The sequence below is a fragment of the Aestuariibacter sp. A3R04 genome (assembly GCF_018860805.1).
Taxonomy (GTDB): domain Bacteria; phylum Pseudomonadota; class Gammaproteobacteria; order Enterobacterales; family Alteromonadaceae; genus Alteromonas.
Map to the genome: position 1 here is coordinate 111,141 of NZ_JAHKQR010000011.1, position 25,288 is coordinate 136,428.

21 protein-coding genes are annotated in these 25,288 nt (G+C 47.3%); 17 read left to right on the forward strand and 4 right to left on the reverse strand.

From position 1 onward, the window contains the following. Positions 1-18: 18 nt before the first annotated feature. The 3 genes from dapD to map all read right to left on the reverse strand — a co-directional run bounded on the left by dapD (position 19) and on the right by map (position 4,452). Positions 19-843, reverse strand: coding sequence for a 2,3,4,5-tetrahydropyridine-2,6-dicarboxylate N-succinyltransferase (dapD, locus tag KO518_RS09855; protein WP_216025684.1), 825 nt, complete (start codon positions 841-843; stop codon positions 19-21). Next, positions 840-3,491: a [protein-PII] uridylyltransferase gene (gene glnD / locus KO518_RS09860; RefSeq protein WP_216025685.1), complete on the reverse strand. Its 2,652-nt coding sequence runs from the start codon at positions 3,489-3,491 to the stop codon at positions 840-842. The genes dapD and glnD overlap by 4 nt, the downstream gene beginning before the upstream one ends. A gap of 169 nt (positions 3,492-3,660) precedes the next feature. Beyond that, positions 3,661-4,452 (reverse strand): type I methionyl aminopeptidase, encoded by a 792-nt coding sequence (gene map / locus KO518_RS09865; protein ID WP_216025686.1) that lies wholly within the window; start codon positions 4,450-4,452, stop codon positions 3,661-3,663. A gap of 373 nt (positions 4,453-4,825) precedes the next feature. On the opposite strand from map, the gene rpsB reads away from it, so the two are divergent. From rpsB to tilS, 17 genes are all read left to right on the forward strand, one after another. Then, entirely contained in the window at positions 4,826-5,557 is a 732-nt protein-coding gene (rpsB, locus tag KO518_RS09870; RefSeq protein ID WP_216025687.1) for a 30S ribosomal protein S2, read from the forward strand. Between the two features lie 127 nt (positions 5,558-5,684). Further along, positions 5,685-6,557, forward strand: coding sequence for a translation elongation factor Ts (gene tsf, locus KO518_RS09875; protein ID WP_216025688.1), 873 nt, complete (start codon positions 5,685-5,687; stop codon positions 6,555-6,557). A 199-nt stretch (positions 6,558-6,756) separates the two neighbouring features. After that, positions 6,757-7,497, forward strand: coding sequence for a UMP kinase (pyrH, locus tag KO518_RS09880; protein ID WP_216025689.1), 741 nt, complete (start codon positions 6,757-6,759; stop codon positions 7,495-7,497). 19 nt (positions 7,498-7,516) lie between these two features. Further along, positions 7,517-8,074 (forward strand): ribosome recycling factor, encoded by a 558-nt coding sequence (gene frr, locus KO518_RS09885; RefSeq protein ID WP_216025690.1) that lies wholly within the window; start codon positions 7,517-7,519, stop codon positions 8,072-8,074. A gap of 9 nt (positions 8,075-8,083) precedes the next feature. Continuing rightward, positions 8,084-8,863, forward strand: a complete 780-nt coding sequence (gene uppS, locus KO518_RS09890; RefSeq protein ID WP_216025691.1) for a polyprenyl diphosphate synthase — start codon at positions 8,084-8,086, stop codon at positions 8,861-8,863. 50 nt (positions 8,864-8,913) lie between these two features. Then, positions 8,914-9,777, forward strand: a complete 864-nt coding sequence (locus KO518_RS09895; RefSeq protein WP_216025692.1) for a phosphatidate cytidylyltransferase — start codon at positions 8,914-8,916, stop codon at positions 9,775-9,777. After that, a complete protein-coding gene (gene ispC / locus KO518_RS09900; protein ID WP_216026863.1) occupies positions 9,777-10,958 on the forward strand; it encodes a 1-deoxy-D-xylulose-5-phosphate reductoisomerase in 1,182 nt (393 codons plus the stop codon). Before KO518_RS09895 ends, ispC begins: the two co-directional genes overlap by 1 nt. After that, entirely contained in the window at positions 10,958-12,313 is a 1,356-nt protein-coding gene (gene rseP / locus KO518_RS09905; protein WP_216025693.1) for a sigma E protease regulator RseP, read from the forward strand. The genes ispC and rseP overlap by 1 nt, the downstream gene beginning before the upstream one ends. Positions 12,314-12,370: 57 nt before the next feature. Further along, positions 12,371-14,848, forward strand: coding sequence for an outer membrane protein assembly factor BamA (bamA, locus tag KO518_RS09910; RefSeq protein ID WP_216025694.1), 2,478 nt, complete (start codon positions 12,371-12,373; stop codon positions 14,846-14,848). 47 nt (positions 14,849-14,895) lie between these two features. Beyond that, positions 14,896-15,411 carry an OmpH family outer membrane protein gene (locus KO518_RS09915; RefSeq protein WP_216025695.1) on the forward strand — a complete coding sequence of 172 codons (516 nt, stop codon included), beginning with the start codon at positions 14,896-14,898 and terminating at the stop codon, positions 15,409-15,411. Between the two features lie 198 nt (positions 15,412-15,609). Continuing rightward, positions 15,610-16,059 carry a 3-hydroxyacyl-ACP dehydratase FabZ gene (gene fabZ, locus KO518_RS09920; protein WP_216025696.1) on the forward strand — a complete coding sequence of 150 codons (450 nt, stop codon included), beginning with the start codon at positions 15,610-15,612 and terminating at the stop codon, positions 16,057-16,059. A 1-nt stretch (position 16,060) separates the two neighbouring features. After that, complete coding sequence (lpxA, locus tag KO518_RS09925; protein WP_216025697.1) at positions 16,061-16,831, forward strand: acyl-ACP--UDP-N-acetylglucosamine O-acyltransferase; 771 nt, start codon at positions 16,061-16,063, stop codon at positions 16,829-16,831. Beyond that, a complete protein-coding gene (gene lpxB / locus KO518_RS09930) occupies positions 16,832-17,986 on the forward strand; it encodes a lipid-A-disaccharide synthase (protein ID WP_216025698.1) in 1,155 nt (384 codons plus the stop codon). Continuing rightward, entirely contained in the window at positions 17,979-18,554 is a 576-nt protein-coding gene (gene rnhB, locus KO518_RS09935) for a ribonuclease HII (protein WP_216025699.1), read from the forward strand. Before lpxB ends, rnhB begins: the two co-directional genes overlap by 8 nt. 12 nt (positions 18,555-18,566) lie before the next feature. Beyond that, on the forward strand, positions 18,567-22,031 hold the full coding sequence (dnaE, locus tag KO518_RS09940; RefSeq protein ID WP_216025700.1) for a DNA polymerase III subunit alpha: 3,465 nt from the start codon (positions 18,567-18,569) through the stop codon (positions 22,029-22,031). Between the two features lie 33 nt (positions 22,032-22,064). Beyond that, positions 22,065-23,021 (forward strand): acetyl-CoA carboxylase carboxyl transferase subunit alpha, encoded by a 957-nt coding sequence (gene accA / locus KO518_RS09945; protein ID WP_216025701.1) that lies wholly within the window; start codon positions 22,065-22,067, stop codon positions 23,019-23,021. A gap of 16 nt (positions 23,022-23,037) precedes the next feature. Further along, a complete protein-coding gene (gene tilS, locus KO518_RS09950) occupies positions 23,038-24,360 on the forward strand; it encodes a tRNA lysidine(34) synthetase TilS (protein ID WP_216025702.1) in 1,323 nt (440 codons plus the stop codon). 6 nt (positions 24,361-24,366) lie between these two features. Here the strand turns inward: tilS and KO518_RS09955 are convergent, their stop codons facing one another. After that, a complete protein-coding gene (locus KO518_RS09955; RefSeq protein WP_216025703.1) occupies positions 24,367-25,272 on the reverse strand; it encodes a GGDEF domain-containing protein in 906 nt (301 codons plus the stop codon). Positions 25,273-25,288 lie beyond the last annotated feature (16 nt).

Genomic DNA, 25,288 nt, shown 5'->3' on the forward strand with positions numbered 1-25,288 from the left:
CAAAATCAAACAAGGGGATCATTCAACACTGCGCAACAGCGCATTGATACCCACTTTGGCACGGGTTTTCGCATCTACTTTCTTCACAATTACTGCGGCATAAAGGCTGTGTGAACCGTCTTTACTTGGTAAAGAGCCAGAGACGACAACAGAGCCAGCTGGTACACGACCGTATGTCACTTCACCAGTTTCCCGATCGTAAATGCGGGTGCTTTGAGAAATATAAACGCCCATAGAAATAACTGCGCCTTCTTCGACAATAACGCCTTCAACGATCTCCGAGCGCGCGCCTATAAAACAGTTGTCTTCGATAATTGTCGGATTTGCCTGCAAGGGTTCAAGCACGCCACCAATGCCAACACCTCCGGATAGGTGAACGTTTTTACCAATTTGGGCACAGGAGCCAACAGTAGCCCAAGTGTCAACCATGGTACCCTCATCAACAAATGCACCAATATTGACATAGGATGGCATTACAACCACGTTTTTTCCTACGTATGAACCAGTGCGAACCGCGGCTGGCGGAACAATGCGAACGCCATCGGCAGCAAATTGCTCCGCAGTGTAAGCTGTATATTTAAGCGGAACTTTGTCGAAATACTGAGTTTCTCCACCATCGATAATGTCGTTATTATGCAAGCGAAAGTATAACAATACTGCTTTTTTTAACCATTGGTGAACAACCCATTCACCGGCGATCTTTTCCGCAACCCTGGCCTTGCCGCTGTTGAGATGATCTATCGCTTCTGTAACCGCCTTTCTTACTTCATCCGGGGCAGAAGAAGGCGACAAAGCATCGCGGTTTTCAAAGGCGTCTTCAATAATGGCTTTTAAATCATTCATGATATGTTGATGTCTTCAAGTTGGTCTAATTTAAACAGGATGCGCTTTTTCAAACTCACCTGTTGTTCATGGGTTAATGCTTTGCCAGCATCATTGCTGACGATAAAAATATCTTCTGCTCTCTCACCTATAGTGGCAATTTTTGCCAGCTTTAGTACAGCTTGTTCGTCGACGAAGGCATGACCTATTTTGGCCAGTATGCCCGGTGCATCAAGGGCTTCAAGCTCAATCAAAGTGCTGTCTTCATTCAGTGTGAAGAAGCGCACTTTAGTGGGGACATCTAATTGCCGCATCTGACGGGGCAATTTTCGTTTATTGTCGTGGGAGCGCCCGGGTTTAGCCAGTTGCTCAACAATAGCCTGTTCGAGGCTGCGAGTGCGATTCTCTGAGTTGAGACGGCTCCCGTCATTCTCTAATACCAAAATGCTGTCAAAGACATAGCCATCGCGCGTAACCGTTACATGTGCATCGTGAATCGAACAGTTACGACTATCAATTACGGAGGCAACCTGGGCAAAGAGGGCTTTTCTGTCGCGTCCGTAAATGAGGATCTCCGTACCACCTTTGGCACTGTTGTCGTTAGCCTTCACTACTAAAGCGTCAGGGTTGTCCTGTAATACTGTAGAAGTGCCCTCGAGAATTTCCTTGGTATGCCAAGCAATTTGAGCGGGTTTAAAACGCGCAAAATAGTCGTCTTCAAGGCGATGCCATAACGTTTTCACTTTCTCTTCGCTAATGCCCTGGGCGTCTAGAATCAATTTTGCAGTTTGCTTGTGCTCCTTTACCCGCTCATCCATGGTGACCTGACATTGCAGACCGTTGTCGAGGGCTTTTTGCGTCATCAGGTATAATTCCCTTAGCAGGGAGGACTTCCAGTCATTCCAGAGATTGTCGTTGGTGGCTCGTATGTCTGCCAGGGTAAGTACATACAGCAGATTTAGATGGGTATGGCTGCGCACTACGGTGGCAAATTCATTGATTACATCCGGGTCGTAGATGTCTCTTCGCTGCGCCACGACAGACATCAGCAAGTGGTTTTCCACCAGCCAGGTAATGAGACCGGTGTCGGCTTCCGATAAACCGTGTTGATTTCCGAATTTGGCAACATCAACTGCTCCGAGCTCGGAATGATCGCCTCCCCGGCCTTTGGCAATGTCGTGAAAGACAGCGGCAATGTAAATAATTTCGGGTTTATCTAAATGGCGTACAATTCGACCGCAGCGGGGAAACTCGATATTTTCTGGTTGAAAATAATGATTGACGTTTTTTACTACGCGATGGGTATGCTCATCCACAGTGTACGCGTGGAACAGGTCAAACTGCATCATGCCCACAATGTTATCCCACTCAGGAAGATAACTCTCGATAATGCCGTATTCGTGCATGATATCCCACGCAAAATCGAAAAAGTGGGGGTGACGGAACAGCGCCATGAGACGTTCACGACAAGCAGGGCGCTCAACGTAATAGCTGTTTTCAAAACGACGTCTCGCATTTCGCAACTGCCGTATAGTGTCGGTATCGAGGCCTTCCACTGACGGGGTATCTGCAACTACCTTTAGAAAATCAAGAATGGCTTCCGGGGTATCAAATACGTTCTGACTGAGGGGAGAAATCATACCGTCAGTTAGCTGAAACTTCTCATCCACGGGCATTTCATGTTTGATACCCTGATTGAGCATGTCGTATTTGAACCGCTGTAACAGCATTTTGTTGAGTTCGGACACCCTGCGGATAATGCGAAAGAAGTCGCGCATCATCTTCTCTACTGAGGATTTTCCGTCAGCACCATAGCCCATTCGTTTTGCAACATCGGGCTGATAATCGAACAACAAACGGTTTTCTGAGCGACCCGCTGTTAAATGAAGTGCAAAGCGCATTTTCCACAAGTGCATACGACAGGCAATTAACTCACCATGCTCTTCTTCAGTAAAGTAACCGTGACCGACGAGGTTAAACCCGTCATATTCTTTAAAGTGTTTTTTGGCTACCCAACCGATAGACTGGATATCCCGCAAACCACCTGGATTTTCCTTGATGTTGGGTTCAAGGTTATAAGCTGTGCCATTGAATTTTGCATGGCGGGCTTTTTGTTCGTCGTATTTTGCCTTAAAGAAGTCTTTGGAAGAGACGGCTTTTTTACTGTTGAGTTTTTCCCACAATTCTTCGAAAACCGCCTGATCGCCAATGAGTAACCGACTTTCTACTAAATTTGTGGCGATAGTAATGTCTTCCTTGGCCAGTTGTAGGGTTTCCTTTACTGTACGAACAGATTGGCCCACGTCCAGCTTGATGTCCCAAAGTAAGGTAATGAATTGTCCAATTTTTTCCTGGGTAGGCTTATCAAGCGGCTTTTTACTAACGATAAGTAGGTCGATATCTGAATAGGGCTGAAGATGGCCTCTGCCGTATCCCCCCACTGGGCAAAGCGCAAGTCCGGGCACGGTATCAAGGTTCATGAGTTGCCAGATATGAGATAGCAACGCATCGATAAATTTTGCCCGACCAAGTACCAACTGGCTTACCGCTACTGAGCCAAAAGACGATGCCAGCCATTGATAGCTGTTGGCAATGCATTGCTTAATTCCTGCAATGTCTTGTGCTGAAGTAATGTCTTCAGCTTGTTCTATCAGTCTTTCTAAACTCAAAATTTGCCTTCTTAACTGCACAAGGGGAAAAACCCTAGCACAATAACATGGATCAGCAATAAGGGCATTATTCCAGCAAAATAAATATGTGATAAAAAGTGAATAAATAGTCGAAAAAGATATAGCGAGAGGTAAAGCAGGCAGCATTATAATCTGCCTGCGTGACGAACTAGTGACTGATAATTCGGGGGAGGTCTTCTTCCTCTCGAAGCGTCAGTACTTCAACTCCGGTTTCAGTTACCAGCAGGGTGTGCTCCCACTGGGCACTGAGACTACGGTCTTTAGTCACAACCGTCCATTGGTCCGGGAGCACTTTAGAATAGCGTTTACCAGCGTTAACCATTGGCTCGATAGTGAAGCACATACCGGGTACCAGCTCTTCTCCAGTACCTGGACGGCCATAGTGAACTATCTGGGGTTCTTCGTGAAAACTGGACCCAATACCATGGCCGCAATATTCCCTGACAATGGAATAATTATGCGATTCTGCATGAGTTTGACAAAGGTGACCGATATCACCCAGTCGCATGCCAGGTTTTACTTGCTTGATGGCGTTATACAGGCATTCCTGAGTCACTCTCACTAGTCTTTCGGCGAGAATACTGGGTTTCCCAACAATAAACATTTTCGATGTGTCGCCGTGATAACCGTCTTTAATTACCGTGACATCGATATTGATGATATCGCCGTCTTTGAGTTTTTTATCCGATGGGATTCCGTGGCATATACAGTGATTCACAGAAGTACAAATAGATTTTGGGAACGGTGGGTGACCATAGTTTAACGGCGCCGGGATGGCATTTTGCACATTGACGATGTAGTCGTGGCAAAGGGTATTTAACTCATCGGTGGTTACGCCCTTTTTTACATAGGGGGTAATCATTGTGAGCACCTCGGCAGCAAGCTTTCCTGCTACGCGCATTTTTTCAATTTCTTCAGCGGTTTTGATGATTGCGGCCACTGTATCCTCGATAGTCTGAAACTTTTATGAATACGCAGTGTGTACAAATACTGATACCGCAAGGATAAAAACCATTGCCGTACTTTGCACACTCTGCACAATATTGACTATGTTAACGTTTGAGAGGCGCAGTGTATAGTCGCGTTCAATAAAGGGCTGATAAACTTGAGCTGTAGCGTCACTTATGGTATAAAGCGCCCGCGTTTTGCAACCCTTGATGTACCCTTCGGGTTTTGTCCTGCGGTTTAAACGTAAATTAATCTTTAAATAACACACATATACCGACACTTGTCATCGGGGTGTCTGCCAGACTCAGTGCTGCGTGGATCGATGCAAGGGGTATATGGAGGCCTAACCCCAAGAGGAAAATATTATGGCTAACGTATCAATGCGTGACATGCTGAAAGCCGGTGTGCATTTCGGTCACCAAACCCGTTACTGGAATCCTAAGATGAAGCCTTTCATCTTTGGTGCGCGTAACAAGGTTCATATCATTAACCTGGAAAAAACAGTTCCGCTGTTTAACGAAGCAATGAGCTACCTGTCTGGTGTTGCTTCTAAGAAAGGTAAAATCCTGTTTGTTGGCACTAAGCGTGCAGCGGGTGAAGCTGTTAAAGACGCGGCAGTGAAGTGCGATCAGTTTTACGTGAACAAGCGCTGGTTAGGCGGTATGTTGACTAACTGGAAAACTGTTCGTCAATCGATCAAACGTCTGAAAGAGCTTGAGCAACAAGCACAAGACGGCACGTTTGAGAAGCTGACTAAAAAAGAAGCACTGATGTTGCAACGTGAAATGGACAAGCTGGAAAGCAGCTTGGGCGGTATCAAAAACATGGGCGGTTTGCCTGACGTGATTTTTGTTATCGATGCTGACCACGAGCACATTGCTGTAACTGAAGCTCGCAACCTGGGTATCCCTGTCGTTGGTGTTGTAGATACTAACTCTAACCCAGATGGCGTTGATTTCATCATCCCAGGTAACGATGATGCAATTCGTGCTATCCAACTGTATCTCGATGCAGCTGCTGATGCAGTAAACAAAGGTCGCGAAAGCAACCTGGAAGTGCAGGCTGAACAAGACGACTTCGTAGAAGCGGCTGAATAATCAGACCTGTTTGATGACAGTGGTGATGACAATGACATGCCACTGTCATCAAAAGTAACGAATATCTCTAGAAGGGGCCCATAGCCCCTTTTACCTTTTTAAATGTTTAATGCTGAGGAATTGAAAAATGGCAGTGACTGCAGCACTTGTTAAAGAACTGCGTGAGCGTACCGGCGCAGGTATGATGGATTGTAAAAAAGCGCTGGTTGAGACCGATGGTGACATCGAACTGGCCATCGAAAATATGCGTAAATCCGGTCAGGCAAAAGCCGCCAAAAAAGCAGGCCGTATCGCTGCTGAAGGTGTCATCCTGACAAAGGTTGAAGGCAACCGCGCCACCATGATGGAAGTAAACTGCGAAACTGACTTTGTTGCTCGTGACGAAGGTTTCCTGGGATTCGGCAATCAAATTCTGGCCGTTGCTTCAGAAAACAACATCAACGATATCGATGCACTGAACGACGCAGAAATTGACGGCGTAAAAATCGCTACGGTTCGCGACAACTTAGTTGCCAAAATTGGTGAAAACATTTCTCCTCGCCGTGTGATTAACGTGGAAGGTGACAACTTAGGTGCATACGTACACGGCGGTCGAATTGGTGTAGTTGCCATCCTCAATGGCGGTGATGAAGAGCTGGCTAAAGACGTTGCAATGCACGTCGCTGCAGCGAGCCCTCAGTTTGTTAAGCCTGATGATGTTCCTTCGGAAGTTGTTGAAAAAGAAAAAGAAATTCAGGTTGAGTTGGCTATCCAGTCCGGCAAGCCTGCGGATATCGCTGAAAAGATGGTTGCTGGCCGCATGAAGAAATTCACTGGCGAAATCAGCCTGACGGGTCAGCCTTTCGTTAAGGATCCTTCAATGTCTGTTGGTGAATTGCTAAAGAGCAAAGGCGCTGATGTTATCAACTTCATCCGTTTTGAAGTTGGTGAAGGTATCGAGAAAAAATCTGAAGATTTCGCGGCAGAAGTTGCTGCACAAATGGAAGCGGCAAAGAAATAATTCAGCGTTTCGCTTTTTCATTCGGCCAATGTCGGATACACTACAGAGCACCTCTTCGGAGGTGCTTTTTTATAAGCAGGGTATGCATTTTACCGCGTAACACACCCGTATTCGTAAAGAGTCGATTTGCTTCATTTTTTGTGGCTTCAGGCACTGGCGAAATATGAGGCAAGCCGAATTCAGAAGGATTATTCAAACAATGAGTATCACACCAAAATCAGCCTATCGTCGTATTTTGTTAAAACTCAGTGGTGAGGCTCTAATGGGGGCCGAAGGCTTTGGTATCGATCCGAAAGTGCTGGACCGTATGGCCCAGGAAATTAAAGAACTGGTAGAGTTGGGCGTACAAGTTGGACTGGTCATTGGCGGTGGAAACTTGTTTCGCGGTGAAGGTCTGGCGAAAGCGGGCATGAACCGGGTAGTGGGTGACCACATGGGGATGCTTGCCACTGTGATGAATGGTTTGGCCATGCGGGATGCATTGCACCGAGCCTACGTAAATGCCCGGCTGATGTCGGCAATTCCGTTGAATGGCGTGTGTGATGCTTATAATTGGGCAGAAGCTATTAGCTTGTTGAAATCCGGGCGTGTGGTTATTTTTTCTGCCGGTACCGGTAATCCGTTTTTCACTACCGATTCAGCAGCCTGTCTCCGCGGTATCGAGATTGAAGCAGATGCGGTGCTCAAAGCTACCAAAGTTGATGGTGTGTATAGTGATGATCCGGTGAAAAACCCTGAAGCCACTATGTACCCTCAATTGTCTTATCAAGAAGTACTTGAGAAAGAACTCAAAGTCATGGACTTGTCAGCCTTTACACTGGCCCGTGACCACAGATTGCCGATTCGCGTATTTAACATGAACAAACCGGGTTGCCTGAAGCGTGTAGTGATGGGTGAAACGGAAGGCACGCTAATCGACCATCCCGAAAATTTTAAGTAAAAAGAATAGGAATATATTTGTGATTGATGAAATTGAATTAGATGCGCGTGAGCGTATGGAAAAGAGCATCAGTGCATTGAAAAGCCAGTTGAGTAAAATTCGTACAGGTCGTGCGCATCCCAGTTTGCTTGATGGCATTATGGTACCTTACTACGGTGTTGACACGCCGCTGAAACAAGTGGCCAACGTGGTCGCTGAAGACAGCCGAACCCTGGCGTTAACCGTGTTCGACAAGAGCGCTATTCAAGCTGTTGAAAAGGCGATTATGCAGTCTGATTTGGGCTTAAATCCAATGAGTGCCGGCGCGGCTATTCGCATTCCATTGCCTCCGCTGACAGAAGAACGCCGTAAGGATCTCATTCGCGTAGTGCGCAACGAAGCGGAAGGGGGCCGGGTGGCTATTCGCAATATCCGTCGCGACGCAAACAGCGATGTCAAAGAACTCCTGAAAGAAAAGGAAATTAGCGAAGACGAAAGTCGTGCAGCAGAAGAAAACATTCAGTCACTTACGAATGATTTCATCAAAAAAGTGGATGCCATGTTGGCAGACAAAGAAAAAGAACTCATGGAAGTGTAAGCAGATACTATGTTAGGAAAGCGGTCTAACAAAGCGTCAGTGGAAACTGAATCCCCGGTAAGCGTGCCGGGGCCTCAGCACGTTGCGATTATCATGGACGGTAATGGTCGCTGGGCGCAGAAGAAAGGTAAAATCCGAACTTTTGGGCATAAGGCAGGCGTCGAGTCTGTGCGGGCTGTGGTTCGGTTTGCCAGGCAAAACGATATCAAATCCTTAACGCTTTTTGCGTTTTCCAGTGAAAACTGGAAACGCCCGGAAGAAGAAGTTTCTGTGTTGATGGAATTGTTCAACCTGGTCTTAAATAACGAAGCGAAGCGTCTGCACAAAAACGGTGTCCGGTTAAAAGTCATCGGTGATGTCTCTGCGTTTGACGACAAACTGAAAGAGAAGATTCGCAAAGCCGAAGACATGACTGCGGAAAATGAGGCGTTGGTGCTGAATATTGCCGCGAATTACGGCGGGCGCTGGGATATTGTTAACGCTGCACAACAATTGGCGAATGAGGTGGTAACAGGGGCGGTTTCCATCGAAGATATCAATGAGTCCCTGTTCGACAGCAAGATGTCTACCGCAGACTTGCCCGAGCTTGATTTGCTTATTCGCACTGGTGGAGAACATCGCATTAGCAATTTCCTTTTGTGGCAGTGTGCGTATGCTGAACTCTTTTTCACCGATGTTCTATGGCCTGACTTCTCAGAAGAGGTATTCCAAGAGGCCGTGGACGATTTTAAACGGCGTCAGCGTCGCTTTGGACTGACAGGCGATCAAGTAGACGTCATCGCAAAATAAGTGGCCATTGACCGGCGACTTATTTTGCTACAAGGAGCACTACGCCCACTATGCTAAAACAACGTATAATAACAGCATTAATCCTGGCGCCCCTCGCGCTAATCGCCATTCTTTTTCTTCCCGTGTGGTGGTTTGAGCTTGCTATTGCAGGCGTTGTTGGGCTGGGAGCGTATGAATGGGCAAACATGTCCGGTGTAGGCCCTCGCCTTTACAAGGGGGCGTTTGCCTGTGGTGTGTTTGTAATTTGTTTGGGGTTGTCATCAATCGTAGATGCAGATCTCATTTGGTATCAGGGCCAGCTTCACAGTTTGTATCACATTATATTGGGCGTATCGGTCATCTGGTGGATAGCTTCATTATGTATGATTATCGCCTACCCGAAGTACAGTGGATTTTGGAAAAATAACAACGCGATACGAATGATATTTGGTGTCCTCACACTGGTGCCAACCTGGGTGGCAGTCATTAGCCTGCGCACCAGCCTTCACGATGTTGACCCGTTGTACGGTTCGTCATTGATCTTTTATGTGTTGGGCATTGTCTGGGCGGCCGATATCGGTGCTTTTTTCGTAGGTGTGAAATTTGGTCGTCACAAATTAAGACCCAATGTGTCACCGGGCAAAACCCTGGAAGGTTTGTTAGGTGGGGTGGCAGCGTCGTTTGCCATAATAGCTTTTGCAGCTTTACACTACCAGGTGGCTGGGTCGCGAATTTGGTTGCACCTTCTCATCGGCGGAATAACCGTCGCCGTGTCAGCCTTAGGTGATTTAAACGAAAGTATGCTGAAACGCTGCGCTGGAATAAAAGACAGCGGTCGACTGTTGCCCGGCCACGGCGGAATTTTAGATCGCATAGACAGCCTTACCGCGGCATTTCCCATTTTTGCATTTTGTTATGTAACCTGGATGGCATGATGCAAACAGTAACGGTATTAGGGGCAACAGGGTCAATCGGTTGCAGTACGCTCGACGTATTACAACGGCATCCGGATCGCTATCGGGTTTTTGCGCTTACTGGAAATAATCAGTTGGAAAAACTGATGGAACAGGCCAAGGCCTGTTCTGCTCGCTATGTGGTAGTAGCCGATGAAGCCCGTTATCTCGATGCTATTGCGTTGGCTGAGCAGTACGGTGTTACATCTGAAATTCTGTGTGGTGCAAAAGCCCTCGAAGAAGTCAGTAGTGATGCACAGGTCACTACAGTGATGGCCGCTATCGTCGGGGCAGCCGGCCTTTTGCCTACGTTAGCCGCCGTGAAAGCGGGAAAGCGTGTATTGTTGGCGAACAAAGAAGCTCTGGTTATGTCTGGTGAGCTTTTTATTGACGCTGCCAATCAGTCGGGTGCTGAAATCCTGCCAATCGACAGTGAGCACAACGCCATATTTCAGTGCCTTCCTCATACATTTTCTTATGGGCAATTTGCAGCGTCCGGTATACATCAAATTTTGCTCACAGGATCTGGCGGACCTTTCAGAACCCGAGAGTTGAGTACTTTTTCAGATATAACTGTCAGTGAAGCGTGTGCTCACCCCAACTGGTCTATGGGCCGTAAAATTACCGTGGACTCCGCTACTATGATGAACAAGGGCTTAGAGTTTATTGAAGCCTGTTGGTTGTTTGGTGCAACTGCCAAAGATATTACTGTGGTTTTACATCCCCAGAGTGTGGTGCATTCCATGGTGCAATACACCGATGGTTCGGTGATTGCGCAATTGGGGAACCCTGATATGCGAACACCTATCGCTTACGGCTTGGCCTGGCCAGAGCGGATTAATGCTGGCGTTGCACCGCTGGATTTCGCGCAAATGCGCGATTTATCATTCGATTCTCCATGTTACGAGCGTTATCCTAACCTCCAGCTTGCCATTATGGCTTGCGAAGCAGGTCAGGCGGCAACCACGCGCTTGAACGCTGCAAATGAAGTGGCAGTTGCTGCCTTCCTGGAGGGGCAGATTGGTTTTACCCGGATCGCCGAGATCAATCAGGAAACACTAAACAGGATGGAACCAACGATAGTTTCATCGCTCCAACAAATTCTGGAGGAAGATCAGAAAGCACGCCAAATGGCACTCAGTTTAGTAAGAGGGCTCAGATAGTGTTGGTATTTTTGCAAAGCCTGGTGGCGTTTATTGTTGCATTGGGCATCTTGGTTGCAGTACACGAGTGGGGGCATTTTATTGTCGCTCGCTGGTGCGGTGTGCATGTTGAGCGTTTTTCCATTGGATTTGGCAAGCCCTTTTGGACCCGTGTTGATAAAAAAGGCACCGAATTTGCCGTTGCGGCCATTCCTTTAGGTGGGTATGTCCGGATGCTTGATGAGCGTATTGATGACGTTCCTGAATATAAACGCCATTTGGCTTTCAACAATAAACCTGTGCTTCAGCGCATGGCGATTATTGTCGCTGGACCTGCGGTGAATTTTATTTTTGCCGTGTTAGCGCTTTTTCTTATGTTCTTAATTGGCCAGGAAACCGTAAAGCCGGTAGTCGGAGAGATAAAACCTGCGAGTATCGCTGCGGCAGCGCAATTGCAGGCGGGTGTGGAAATCGTGGAAATTGATGGCCACAGCACACCTGATTGGGAATCTGTGAACTTGGAGTTGGTATCTGCAATAGGTGGTGATTCTGTTAGTATAGTAGTGCGAAACGAACAAAACTTAACCCGTCAGGTAACATTAGCCATTAGCAACTGGAACTTTGACCCGGATAAAGAGTCTGCTTTAAACAGTTTGGGAATTGTGCCATTTCGTCCTGCAATTACATTGGAAGTGGCTGTTGTGTCTAACGGTAGTCCGGCAGCCATGGCTGGTATTGAAAAAGGCGACGTATTGCGTTCGATTGACAATGAGCCAATCAAAAGCTGGATGTCTCTGGTTGAACGAATTCAAAATATGCCGGGACAAGATGCTCAATTTGTGGTGTCTCGGGATGGACAAGAGCGTGTGGTTGATGTCACTATCGCTCGCCGTGATACCGAAGATGGTCAGCGGGGATTTCTCGGCGTTAGCCCGCTTGCAGAGGCTTGGCCTGAAGGGTATGTATTTACTCATCAGTACGGTCCCGTTGATGCGATGAGCAGAGCTGTAGCTAAAACCGGGCGGTTAACAGCTGTCAGTATTGATATGCTCGGCAAATTAGTAACCGGAGATGTGTCGTTGAATAACCTCAGCGGCCCTATTTCAATCGCCCAGGGAGCGGGTGCCAGTGCGAGTTACGGATTAGCCTATTTTTTGAATTTTCTAGCGTTGATCAGTGTCAGTTTGGGCATTATCAACCTACTGCCAATCCCTATGTTAGATGGAGGCCACCTGTTGTTTTATGTCGTTGAGTGGCTTACCGGCAAACCCGTACCCGAAGTGGTGCAAGAGTGGGGCTTTAAAATTGGTGGGGCGTTACTTTTCACAATGATGAGTATCGCGATATTTAACGATATAAGTCGTGTGGCCGGGTAACCGGTAGACGACAGAATTAATTAAAAACAGCAAACGCGGCCAGGAATAAAAGAATAGATGAAGTTAAATCAGTTAGTAGCAGCCGGACTCATGGTGTCCAGTGCTAGCTTCGCCAATGCTGCAGCGTCTGACAGTGAATTCGTTGTTGAAGATATTAAAGTTGTTGGACTACAGCGCGTTGCGTTGGGGGCAGCATTAACTTATTTGCCCGTTCAAGTTGGTGACCGTTTAAACAGTTTCCGCGTTACTCAGGCAATCCGCTCTTTGTATTCCTCCACGCACTTTGAGCGTGTTGAAATTCTCCGCGAAGGGAATACGTTGGTTGTGAAGGTTGCGGAACGTCCCACCATCAGTAACATCATCTTTGAGGGTAACGACGACATTAAAGACGAGCAGCTACAGGAAAGTCTCGACGGCAACGGAATACGCATTGGCGAACCGTTGGACAAAACGGTTCTGACTTCCATAGAGAACGGACTGAAGGACTTCTTCTACAGTATAGGGAAATACAACGCGGATGTAACCGCCATTGTCACGCCTCTTCCCCGTAACCGCGTAGATCTGAAGCTGCTTTTCGAAGAAGGTGACGCTGCGGAAATCCAGCAAATCAATATCGTCGGCAACGAAGTTTTTTCTGATCAGGAATTGATGGAAGATCTGGAGCTGCAGTTTGACACGCCGTGGTGGGATTTCCTGTCTGAAACCCGTTATCAGCAGCAAACGTTGCAAGGAGACATGGAAACCTTGCGCAATCACTATCTGGATCGAGGGTATTTACGCTTTAACATTGACTCCACCCAGGTGTCTATGACGCCGGAAAAAGACGGTATTTACATTGCTCTTAACGTCACTGAAGGTGAGCAGTATACAGTCAGTGGTGTTGAGTTGGTGGGCGATCTGTTGGGCAATGAAGCTTATATTGAGCGGGTTTTACCTATTACTGTAGGTGAATTGTACGACCAGGCAGAAGTAACATACACCGAAGAGTTTATCAGCAAATACCTGGGACGATTTGGCTACGCCTATCCCACAGTAACCACTGTACCTGATATCAACGACGAAGATAAAACCGTTAAGCTTACTCTGTCTGTTGATCCGGGTAAGCGTATATACGTCCGCCGTATCAATTTTAATGGAAACTCAGTTACGTCAGATAACGTGTTGCGACACAACGTGCATCAAATGGAAGGCACTTGGTTGTCCAACTCATTACTCGAGTCATCCAAAGGCGCATTGTCACGTTTAACTTACATGGAAGAAGTTGAGTTTGAAACTACCCGTTTGCCCGGCAAAGAAGATCAGGTCGATGTGGATTTCTCCGTTAAAGAACAGCCATCCGGATCGTTTAACGCCGGTATTGGTTATGGTGATACTACTAAGCTGAGCTTGCAGGCGGGTATCCAGCAAAATAACTTCCTGGGAACCGGCAAACAGGTTGGCCTGAATATCAGTACGGTTTCTTATCAGCGCTCGGCTCAAATAACCTATAACGATCCATACTTTACTATTGATGGGATCAGTTTAGGGGGCACTATTGGGTACAGCGAGTTTGACGGTTCTGACTTTAATGTTATTCAATATAACTCTAAGCGTTGGTCTGTGGGCGCTAACGTTGGTTACCCCATTAATGAATTTAATCGTATTAATTTTGGTTTAACCTACTCGAGTGTCGAATTGTATAACACAGGTTATTACGAACAGACGGAGCAGTTTTACAACCAGTTCCGCAATGCGGGTGACCCTGAAGCCCCTGTGAAATACGACAGCTACCAGGCAAGTGTCGCTTGGAGCCGAAGTACATTGAACCGTGGGTTGTTCCCAACAGCAGGATCGTCCCAACGGGCCAGTTTTAGTATTACCACACCGAATTCAGACGTGAACTTTTTCAAAACTATTTTTGATACCAAGTTCTACTTCCCGTTATCCCGCGATCAACGCTGGTCGTTCCTGGCGCGACTACGCCTTGGATACGGAAATGGTTATGGCGATATTAACGGCAATGATCAAATCTTGCCTTTTACTGAGAACTTTACCGCTGGTGGAGCAGATACACTTCGCGGTTTTGAAAACAATACCGTTGGCCCTCGTGGTGTGATCCGCGGTAACTTTAATACTACCACCGGCCCGGATGGTCAGGTGTATCCCGGTGACCCGTCTACGGATAGCATCTCAATTTCCAGACGTAGTCTTGGGGGCAATGCCATGGCCCTGGGTGGCCTGGAGTTGATTGTACCTACCCCCTTTGTTGATGTAGAGTACGACAATTCTGTTCGTACCAGTGTTTTCTTTGACGTGGGTAACGTCTGGGATACAGAGTTTGATTATGATAAATATAAGCAACTTGATCAGATTAATATAGCTGACGGGAAGTTGTTGGACTATTCAGACTGGACACAGTATCGTAGTTCCGCCGGTATTTCTGTACAATGGATATCACCGATGGGACCAATGGTATTTAGCTTCTCGCGGGCATTACAAGAACGCGATGGTGACGATGCTAGATTCTTTACCTTTAATATTGGTCAAACATTCTAATTCTAATCCGGAAGAAACCGGGCTTAATTTTTAAAAAGGAGTGCCTTTTGAAACAGTTGGCAAGACAATTCGTTGCAACCCTGGTGTTAGGTAGTGCATTAGTCAGTGCTTCTGCAATGGCAGAGCAAAAAATCGGTGTAGTGGATGTACAGGGTGTGTTTCAGGCGATGCCTCAGGCTACTGAGATCACAAACAACATTCAAATGGAGTTTAAAGATCAAATTGAAGAAGTAAATCAGCTTCAAAAAGACGGTCAGTTTTATGCGGAGCGTCTTCAGCGTGATGCTGCCACAATGAGCGAAGATGAGAAGAAAGATCTTCAACAAAAAATTCTAAACGTACGTGAACAGCTGGCCGAAAAAGCGCAACCTTTGCAGCAAAATATCCAGCGTCGAAGCAATGAGGAACGCAACAAGCTACTCGGTTTAATTAAGCAGGCTATTGATGCCGTTGCCGCTAAACAAAACTATGACTTGGTGCTGAATGCGGGAGCTGTTGCATTTGCCAATGAAGAACACGACTTGTCTGAAGAAGTGCTTGAGCAGGTCAAGAAAATTAAGTAGCCAGACAGGGCTCAGTGAGCCATGTCACGAGTTACATGCATGAAAAGTGCAAACAGGCCAGACTAACGTCGGGAGACGTTGGTCTGATTTGTTTTTAGCGTATATGCGCGTATGGTTGCCGCCATTTAAAATTAAAATACGGCAAACAGCCTCCCATTTTTACTCACAAGGCTGGTTTTGGCATAGGAGAGCGTTTTTTTGGCCAACACACTGAATACAATTGATATCCAGGAAATACTGGATTTACTCCCCCATCGCTATCCGTTTTTACTGGTTGATCGCGTTACCCACTACGTGGAAGGTGAATCTATTAAAGCCTATAAAAACATCACGATGAACGAGCCCTGTTTTATGGGGCATTTTCCTGATCGTCCAATTTTTCCAGGTGTACTTATTCTTGAGGCATTAGCTCAGGCTGCGGGTGTACTGGGTTTCAAGACAATGGGTAAATCGGATAAGCTATATTTGTACGCCGGTATCGACAGCGCGAGATTCAAGCGTCCGGTGACGCCAGGAGACAGGCTTGACTTCGATGTAACCTTGTTGAAAGAGCGCCGAGGGATCTGGAAATTTAAAGGTACTGCAAGTGTTGATGGCGAAGAGGCGTGCATTGCAGAATTCATGTGTGCAATTAGAGAGATAGTATAACGTGATCCATTCTACTGCCGTGATTTCCAACAAAGCAAGGCTGGGTAATAATGTCACGGTTGGCCCATTTTGTTATGTTGGTGATGATGTTGTTATTGGTGATGACTGTGAACTGTTATCCCATGTTGTGATTAAAGGGCCTACAACCATTGGCAAACGCAATCGATTCTTCCAGTTTTGCTCTATCGGAGAAGAATGCCAGGATAAAAAATACGCCGGAGAGAAAACCACACTGGAAATTGGTGATGACAATGTTTTCCGCGAGACCTGTACTGTGCATCGAGGCACGATACAGGACGAAGGGGTAACCCGCATTGGTTCCCGCAATCTTCTGATGATTAATGCCCATGTAGCACACGACTGTGTTATTGGCAATGATTGCATTCTGGCTAACAATGTTTCATTAGCTGGTCATGTACATTTGGGGGATTTTGTCATTTTTGGCGGGGGCTCTGCTATTCATCAGTTCGGCAAAGTGGGAGACCATGCATTCGTCGGTGCCGGTGCTATTGTGCTTCGGGATGTGCCGTCCTTTGTGATGGTTAATGGTCACAAGCACGTTGCTGCCGGTATTAACTCAGAAGGGCTGCGCAGACGTGGTTTTACGTCAGAAGAAATCATGGCGATAAAACGTGCTTATCGGGTTATCTACCGCGACAATAACACCATCGAAGAAGCCATTGTCAAGTTAGCCGAAGCAGCAGAAAAGTTTGCGGCGGTTCAGACTTTGGTGAATTTCTTAAAAAGTGCAGAACGAGGCATCATTCGCTAGATGCCTGATTCACCTCTTCGCATAGCAATCGTTGCCGGAGAGCCCTCCGGTGATGTCCTTGCTGCCGGTATGGTGGCCGAGCTTCGCAAGCGCTACCCCAATGCCATTCTCGAAGGGATTGGCGGCGACAATATGAAAAGAATGGGCTTCCACTCATTATTTGATATGGAAACCTTGTCTGTAATGGGGTTGGTAGAAGTGCTGCGACACTTACCCGCCATCTTGAAAGTTAAAAATGATCTTCTTGCATACTTGGAAAAATTTCCGCCGGATGTTTACGTTGGTGTAGACGCTCCAGACTTCAACTTACGGGTCGAAAAAGTGCTCAAGCAACGGGGTATCAAAACTGTGCACTATGTCAGTCCAACAGTATGGGCGTGGCGGGAGAAACGGATCCACAAAATCAAAGCTGCTGCCAGCCGGGTGCTGGGGCTTTTTCCCTTTGAAGCGCAAGTGTACGAAAAATACCAGGTACCTTATACCTTTGTCGGTCATACGCTGGCCGACGCCATTGAATTGGCGCCCGATCAGGTGGCCGCCCGAGCCGCCCTGGATTTACCGGATACCGGGCCAGTGATGGCGGTGCTCCCAGGTAGCAGAGGCGGGGAATTGAAAGCGCTCTTGCCGGTATTCGTCGCTACCATTAAACAGGTCAAACAACAACTTCCAGCGTGTTTGTTTGTTATTCCGGCGGCAAATCAATACCGTATGGAGACCATACAGACTTATTTAAAAGAATCGGTACCAGAATTAGTCGCCGGCAAGCAAATCAGACTCACGATTGGCAATGCCAGAGAAACAATGGTTGCCAGTGACGTGATCCTTCTTGCATCAGGAACTGCTACCCTGGAAGCCATGTTGTGCAAACGCCCTATGGTCTCTTGCTACAAGTTATCTTCGCTAACCTATAAAATAATGCAGCGATTATACAAAGCGCCTTATTTTTCGCTGCCCAATTTGTTGGCAAATGAGAAGCTTGTACCTGAACTGTTACAAGACGATGTAAACCCTGAAACACTCGCAGCGCATCTGTTGCCGTTATTCACCCAGGACAACAGTGCTCTGATAGCGCGTTTCACTGAAATCCATAAAGCATTAAAGCTCAATGCAGATAAAATGGCGACACAAGCTGTGGTAGAGGTCATCAATGAATAAGTATATTGCCGGTGTCGATGAAGTAGGTCGTGGTCCACTGGTGGGGGACGTGGTTACTGCTGCAGTAATACTGGATCCCGCCAATCCCATTGAAGGGCTTAACGACTCAAAAAAGTTATCTGAAAAAAAGCGCACGTTACTGGCTGAGCAAATTAAGCAGAAAGCGCTTAGTTGGAGTATTGGGCGTGCAAGTCCCCAGGAAATTGATGAACTCAATATTTTACACGCTACCATGCTTGCTATGAAACGGGCAGTAGAGGGCTTATCTGTCACCCCGGACTTCGTGCGAGTAGACGGCAATCGATTACCCAACTGGCATTTCAAAGCTGAGGCGGTAGTAAAAGGCGATAGTCTGCACGCCGAAATATCTGCAGCATCCATTTTGGCGAAAGTAGAGCGCGACAGCGACATGGTTGCACTTCACGCATTACACCCGCAGTATAATTTTGCAGGGCACAAGGGCTATCCCACCAAAGCGCATTTTCAAGCACTTGAGACATATGGTGTTTTGCCGTGTTATCGTATGAGTTTCAAGCCTGTACAGGCGCGTTTGGCCGCTGGTAAGTAAGAGATAATTTTCATGTCCTCGCCATTTATACATTTACGCGTTCACAGCGATTTCTCCATGATGGATGGGTTGAATAAAATTAAACCCATACTCAGTCAGGTCGAAGCTTTAAACATGCCTGCGGTGGCCATCACCGATCAAATGAATATGTGCGGCTTAGTTAAATTTTACTCTGAGGCTCATAACCGCGGTATCAAGCCTATCATTGGCAGTGACTTTTGGGTACAGAGCGATGTTCTCAACGAAGCACCTTTTCGGCTGACACTACTGGCAATGAACAACGAGGGATATAAAAATATCACCTTGTTAATTTCTAAAGGATACCTGCGTGGCGCAGTGCATCACAAAACGGTTATCGATCAGGCCTGGTTGGCCGATCACGCCGAAGGGGTAATTGTCTTGTCCGGTGCGCTTCACGGCGACGTCGGCATCGCGCTGACGAAGAATAACTCAAGTATTCTCGAAGCTTCGCTGTCTTTTTACAAGACGCATTTTAAAGATCGTTTTTACCTCGAGTTATTGCGTACGGGCCGGCCTGGAGAAGAAGACTATCTGCATCGCGCCGTGGCACTGGCTGAATCTGAGGGGTTGCCGGTAGTGGCTACCAATGAAGTCTGTTTCATTGAGCAGGCGGGATTTGACGCCCACGAAATACGGGTTGCCATCCACGATGGTTATACCTTGGACGACCCTCGCAGACCTAAGCGATATAGCGATCAGCAATATCTGCGCAGTGCTGATGAGATGGTGGCCCTGTTTAGTGATATTCCCGAAGCTATTGAGAATACAGTAGAAATAGCTAAGCGCTGTAACGTTACTGTGCGTTTGGGTGAGTACTTTTTGCCCCAGTTTCCCACCGGCGGCATGACCACAGAAGATTTCCTGGTTAAAAAATCACAAGAAGGACTGGAAGAGCGCCTGGCGTTTTTGTTTCCCGATGAATCTGAACGCGCTGAAAAACGACCAGAATACGACGAGCGTTTAAAAATCGAATTGGACGTTATAAACCAGATGGGGTTTCCGGGTTACTTCCTCATTGTTATGGAATTTATTCAATGGAGTAAGGACAACGGGATACCGGTAGGACCAGGAAGGGGGTCCGGTGCAGGCTCTCTGGTGGCATACGCGCTTAAAATCACAGATCTCGATCCGTTGGAATTCGACCTGCTTTTCGAACGATTCCTTAACCCGGAACGGGTATCAATGCCGGATTTCGACGTTGATTTCTGTATGGACCGGCGTGATGAGGTTATCGATCACGTTGCCGATCTATACGGTCGGCAGGCGGTGTCGCAAATCATTACTTTCGGAACCATGGCGGCAAAGGCCGTGGTGAGGGATGTAGGCCGTGTACTCGGTCATCCATACGGCTTTGTCGATCGCATTTCGAAGCTAATTCCGTCCGATCCTGGGATGACCCTGAGTAAAGCTTTTGAAGTGGAACCTCGACTCCCCGAGTTGTACAACGAAGATGAGGACGTGAAAGACCTTATCGATATGGCGCGCATACTCGAAGGGGTCACCCGAAATGCTGGTAAGCACGCCGGAGGCGTGGTTATCGCCCCCACAACCATTACAGATTTTGCGCCTTTATATTGTGATGATGAAGGCAAAAACCCGGTTACACAATTTGACAAAAATGATGTAGAGACTGCCGGGTTAGTGAAATTCGACTTTCTTGGTTTAAGAACCCTGACCATTATCCAGTGGGCGCTGGACATGATTAAGGAAGGCCGGGGTGTTGACGTCGACATTACTTCCATCCCGCTTGCTGATAAAAAGAGTTTTCGCTCTTTACAAGCGGCGGAAACTACAGCGGTATTTCAGCTTGAATCCCGGGGGATGAAAGAACTCATCAAGCGGCTTCAACCTGACAATTTCGAAGACATTATCGCATTGGTGGCCTTGTTCCGTCCCGGTCCATTGCAATCGGGCATGGTGGATAACTTTATCGATCGCAAACACGGGCGTGAGGAAATATCCTATCCCGATGCTGAATACCAGCACGAATGCCTGAAAGAAATTCTCGAACCTACCTACGGTATTATTCTGTATCAGGAACAGGTAATGCAGATCGCACAGGTCATGTCTGGCTATAGTCTGGGTGGGGCCGACTTATTGCGTCGAGCTATGGGTAAGAAAAAACCCGAAGAGATGGCCAAACAACGTTCGACATTTGAAGAAGGTGCGAAGAACAATAACATCGATCCAAACTTGGCGATGAAGATTTTCGACCTGGTGGAAAAGTTTGCCGGTTACGGGTTTAATAAATCACATTCTGCAGCATATGCACTGGTGTCTTACCAAACCCTTTGGTTGAAAGTTCACTATCCGCCAGAGTTCATGGCGGCGGTAATGTCTGCTGATATGGATAACACAGACAAGATTGTTACCCTGGTTGACGAAGTTGATCGTATGGGGCTGAGTATTTTGCCACCAGATCTCAACGTCGGTCGGTACAAGTTTACCGTGGATGATAAAGGTCGTATTGTTTACGGCATCGGCGCTATAAAAGGCGTAGGTGAAGGTCCCATTGAAGCTATTATCGAAGCGCGGGAACAGCAAGGCAAGTTTACTGATTTGTTTGATTTTTGTGCTAAAGTAGACCTTAAGCGGGTTAATAAACGGGTATTAGAAAAATTGGTTCTGGCCGGAGCAATGGACAACTTAGGTCCTCACCGCGCGGCAATTATGGCCTCGTTACCGGAAGCCATCGCTGCGGCAGACCAACATGCGAAAGCTGAATCTTTCGGACAATCGGATATGTTTGGATTGCTTACCACCGAACCCGATGACGTGAAGCAAGCTTTTGCTGATGTACCCCCATGGCCAGAAAAGGTTTGGCTGGAAGGTGAGAAAGACACCCTGGGGCTTTATCTTACCGGCCATCCCATCAATCAATATGCCGATGAAATTCGTCATTATAGCGATGGCCGCTTGGTAGATCTGAAGCCAACGGGCAAAGATCAAACCTCAACTGCAGTTGGGTTGGTACTTGGCGTGCGGGTTATGACTAACAAACGGGGGCGACGCTGGGCCATCGTGACCTTAGACGATAAGAGCGCGCGAATGGATGTACGTTTTTTCCCCGAAATGTACGAAAAGTATGAAAGTATCCTGGAATCTGACAGAATACTCGTTGTTAAGGGACAGGTCAGCTTTGATGATTTCTCGGGTGGCAATACAATCTCAGCCCGCGATGCTATGGACATTGTTCAGGCGCGGGAACAAAATGCGAAGGCGCTTTCGCTACATGTAGATACAGTGCAATGTGATGACGAAAAACTGTCAGCGTTGCAAGCAATTTTACTGCCTTATCGAGGCGGAAGTTGTCCGGTTCAGTTACATGTCATCCATCCCGACGCCGAAGCCGTCCTGGCCTGTGGTGCACAATGGTATGTAACACCGGAAGATCAACTGTTACATGAGTTGAAACAGTGTCTGGGTGAACAGTCGGTGGTTATGCATTATCACTAACAGGCGTGTTAGGCAGTAAATATAGGACACACAATGAGTATACAGTTTTTGGAATTTGAGCAGCCGATTGCGGAACTAGAAGCAAAAATTGAAGAGCTTCGGCTGGTTAACCAAGGTGGTGAATTCGATGTTGGCATCGAAGAGGAAATCACTAAATTACGTGCAAAGAGTTCAGATCTGACAAATAAAATTTTCTCTGATCTCGGAGCCTGGCAAATTTCTCAGCTTGCCCGTCACCCTATGCGACCGTACACATTAGATTATGTTGGACGAGTCTTTACGGAGTTTGACGAGCTGGCTGGCGACCGTGCGTACGCAGACGACAAAGCCATTGTCGGTGGATTGGCTAAAATAGATGATCAGCCCATCATGCTAATTGGTCATCAGAAAGGACGGGACACTCACGAGAAAATTAAGCGAAACTTCGGTATGCCCAAGCCTGAGGGATATCGCAAAGCGCTGCGCTTAATGAAAATGGCTGAGCGTTTTAATTTGCCTATCGTAACCCTTATTGACACACCGGGAGCTTATCCTGGGGTGGGCGCTGAAGAGCGCGGTCAAAGTGAAGCCATCGCCCGCAATTTATTTGAAATGGCACAACTTCGGGTTCCTATTGTTTGCACCGTGATCGGTGAAGGCGGCTCCGGAGGTGCCCTGGCTATTGGTGTGGGCGACAGAGTTAACATGTTACAGTATTCAACTTATTCGGTTATTTCTCCGGAGGGCTGTGCATCTATCTTGTGGAAGAGCGCAGACAAAGCACCTTTGGCCGCAGAAGCCATGGGAGTGAGTGCACCGCAAATTAAAGAATTGGGCCTTATCAATAGCATCGTTGAGGAACCCCTGGGCGGCGCGCATCGCGACCATGATGGTATGGCTGCGAATTTGAAAGCAACTATCAAACAGCAGTTGAGCCAGTTGAAGTCATTGGATGTGGAAAATCTTCTGGAAGAGCGTTATCAGCGTTTAATGTCTTTCGGTTACTGTTAAACACCAACGGGTAACTATGTCTGAATACGACCCATCCGGGCTAATGTCTCAGATTGCCGTTACCCTAAGTGGGCAGCTTTCTGCACTGGAGACACCGCCGTCCTGCCTCGTTGTGGGTTTTAGCGGTGGTGTTGATTCGTCGTTGTTACTTCACTCTGTTTCTCGCCACCCCAGTATTCCGGTACATGCAGTTTACATTCACCACGGCTTAAGCCAGCACGCTGATGACTGGCAAGACCATTGTAAGCGGTTCTGCAAAGTCAGAAATATTCCATTTACTGCCATTGAGGTTAGCGTTGAAATTCGTCCCCGGGTTAGTCTGGAAGCTGCTGCCAGAGAAGCGCGCTACAACGCTTTACTCGATTACTGCAAGCAACACAGTGGCGTACTGCTTCTTGGTCAGCATCAGGACGATCAATTAGAGACGATACTGCTGGCGCTAAAACGAGGGAGTGGCCCCGCAGGGCTAGCGGGAATGCCGGAGCGAGTAGTAAAGCGAGGGGTTACTGTATTGCGGCCATTGCTTAACCTTAGCCGGGAGGCAATTGAAAGAGCTGCGAAGGCTTTATCGTTAACGTGGATCCATGATGAATCTAACGATGATAACCGCTTTGATCGTAACTTCTTACGCAATGCGATTCTTCCGGGGTTGTCAAAGCGCTGGCCTGAGTTCTCCGCAGCAGCGGGCAGAAGCAGTCAGTTACTTGTCGAACAAAATACGTTAATGGATGAGGTTGTTGGCGAGCGCCTCGCTGGCATTACGAGCGAGCAAGGATATCTCAACACCGAAGCGCTAAAAAGCTACTCAGTGCCATGGCAACGGGCGTTGTGCCGCGGTTGGCTGAAACGCAAAGGTCTGACGCTGCCGAGCTATACACAGTTAAATGAAATGTTACGTATATTGGATACAAAAGACGACGCGCAACCAGTGGTACGTACAGGCAATTACGAGGTTCGCTACTATCGCGGTTCACTTCGCGTGTGCTATCCGTTGCCACAAGCTGAACCCACGCGGGTGAAAGCCAATGTGTGGACCGAAGTTACCTGGTGGCCGGGACGTTTTTGTATTTCCCTTTCTGCTCATTTGAAAGAGGATGCACTGTGCCTTAAACCGGTTGTTGAGTCAGACAAAATACAGCCTGAAAACCAGCGTGCACCGCGCTCTACAAGAAAGTATTTAAAAGACTGGGGAGTGCCGGCTTGGGAGAGAAATAACGTGCCTGTATTGTGTTATGAGCATCGTCCCCTCGTTATAATGCTCAGGGAGAGCGTGATCTGGCTTGAGCGCACAGAAGGTATTAATGTTGTGCTATACAACGGCAATCCTTTGCCTCCTTAGCTTCGTTTATGCCGCTAAATAGGCATTTTTTCCAGATGCTTTCACCTGATACATGGCTTTGTCCGCACGCTGGAAGAGCGACTGTATATCATCGCCATTGCGATAAGTGGTGCCGCCAATACTACAGGATATTCTGTGCCTGGTGAGTAGCACATTCTGTGCAAATTGATGGTGTAAGCGGGCTGCAACTTTTTGCAATGCATCTTTGTCTTGGCAATCCAGCAAACAACAAAACTCGTCTCCGCCAATGCGAAAAGGTTCGTCTTCTGAACGCAGCACGGAGCGGATTTCGTCGGCAACCGCCTGCAGAACCAAGTCACCTTCCTGATGGCCAAAAGTGTCGTTTACGCGTTTAAAATTATCTAAGTCAATGACAAGCAACCCGAAAATATCATCATGGCGAAAAGCTTTGCTGGCGAGCTTCAGGCACGACTCGTTAAAAGCGGTACGATTTCCCAAACAGGTTAGTGCATCTTTAGTTGCCAGCTCTTTCAGGCGGTCGAATTCTAGTGCATTTGCGAATTGATTCGCGAATAGGACGTGTAACTCGCCAACGCACTGTCGTTCTTCCCGACTTGGCGGTGTAGAAAAAGTATACCTGATGTGGTGACGGCGAATGTCACTTGCGTGCCCCTTTAGTGGTAAGCTGAATGCGCAATTTTCATCATTATCACCGGGGTTTCGTCCGTAAGACAACTTGCGTCCTGATGCACTCAAATTGAGGTGAATTAACGACACGTGTTGACGAAGCTGATGATAATACAAAGATCCTAAAGCAGATATATCGATAGTTGAGAGCATCTGACTGAGGAATGTATTTTTCTGTTCAGCATTCAACCGTGGTCCGGAATACGCCACGGGATAGATACTATCCGGCACAGCATGTTCATAAAGGGAGGTTGTTAAATCCAAAACCGTACTCCTCGAT

Coding starts and splice junctions, on each gene's coding strand:
- dnaE (WP_216025700.1), top strand. CDS start 18,567: ATGTCCTCGCCATTTATACATTTACGCGTTCACAGCGATTTCTCCATG.
- KO518_RS09895 (WP_216025692.1), top strand. CDS start 8,914: ATGCTAAAACAACGTATAATAACAGCATTAATCCTGGCGCCCCTCGCG.
- ispC (WP_216026863.1), top strand. CDS start 9,777: ATGCAAACAGTAACGGTATTAGGGGCAACAGGGTCAATCGGTTGCAGT.
- pyrH (WP_216025689.1), top strand. CDS start 6,757: ATGAGTATCACACCAAAATCAGCCTATCGTCGTATTTTGTTAAAACTC.
- rpsB (WP_216025687.1), top strand. CDS start 4,826: ATGGCTAACGTATCAATGCGTGACATGCTGAAAGCCGGTGTGCATTTC.
- dapD (WP_216025684.1), bottom strand. CDS start 843: ATGAATGATTTAAAAGCCATTATTGAAGACGCCTTTGAAAACCGCGAT.
- uppS (WP_216025691.1), top strand. CDS start 8,084: ATGTTAGGAAAGCGGTCTAACAAAGCGTCAGTGGAAACTGAATCCCCG.
- tsf (WP_216025688.1), top strand. CDS start 5,685: ATGGCAGTGACTGCAGCACTTGTTAAAGAACTGCGTGAGCGTACCGGC.
- rnhB (WP_216025699.1), top strand. CDS start 17,979: ATGAATAAGTATATTGCCGGTGTCGATGAAGTAGGTCGTGGTCCACTG.
- tilS (WP_216025702.1), top strand. CDS start 23,038: ATGTCTGAATACGACCCATCCGGGCTAATGTCTCAGATTGCCGTTACC.
- bamA (WP_216025694.1), top strand. CDS start 12,371: ATGAAGTTAAATCAGTTAGTAGCAGCCGGACTCATGGTGTCCAGTGCT.
- accA (WP_216025701.1), top strand. CDS start 22,065: ATGAGTATACAGTTTTTGGAATTTGAGCAGCCGATTGCGGAACTAGAA.
- lpxB (WP_216025698.1), top strand. CDS start 16,832: ATGCCTGATTCACCTCTTCGCATAGCAATCGTTGCCGGAGAGCCCTCC.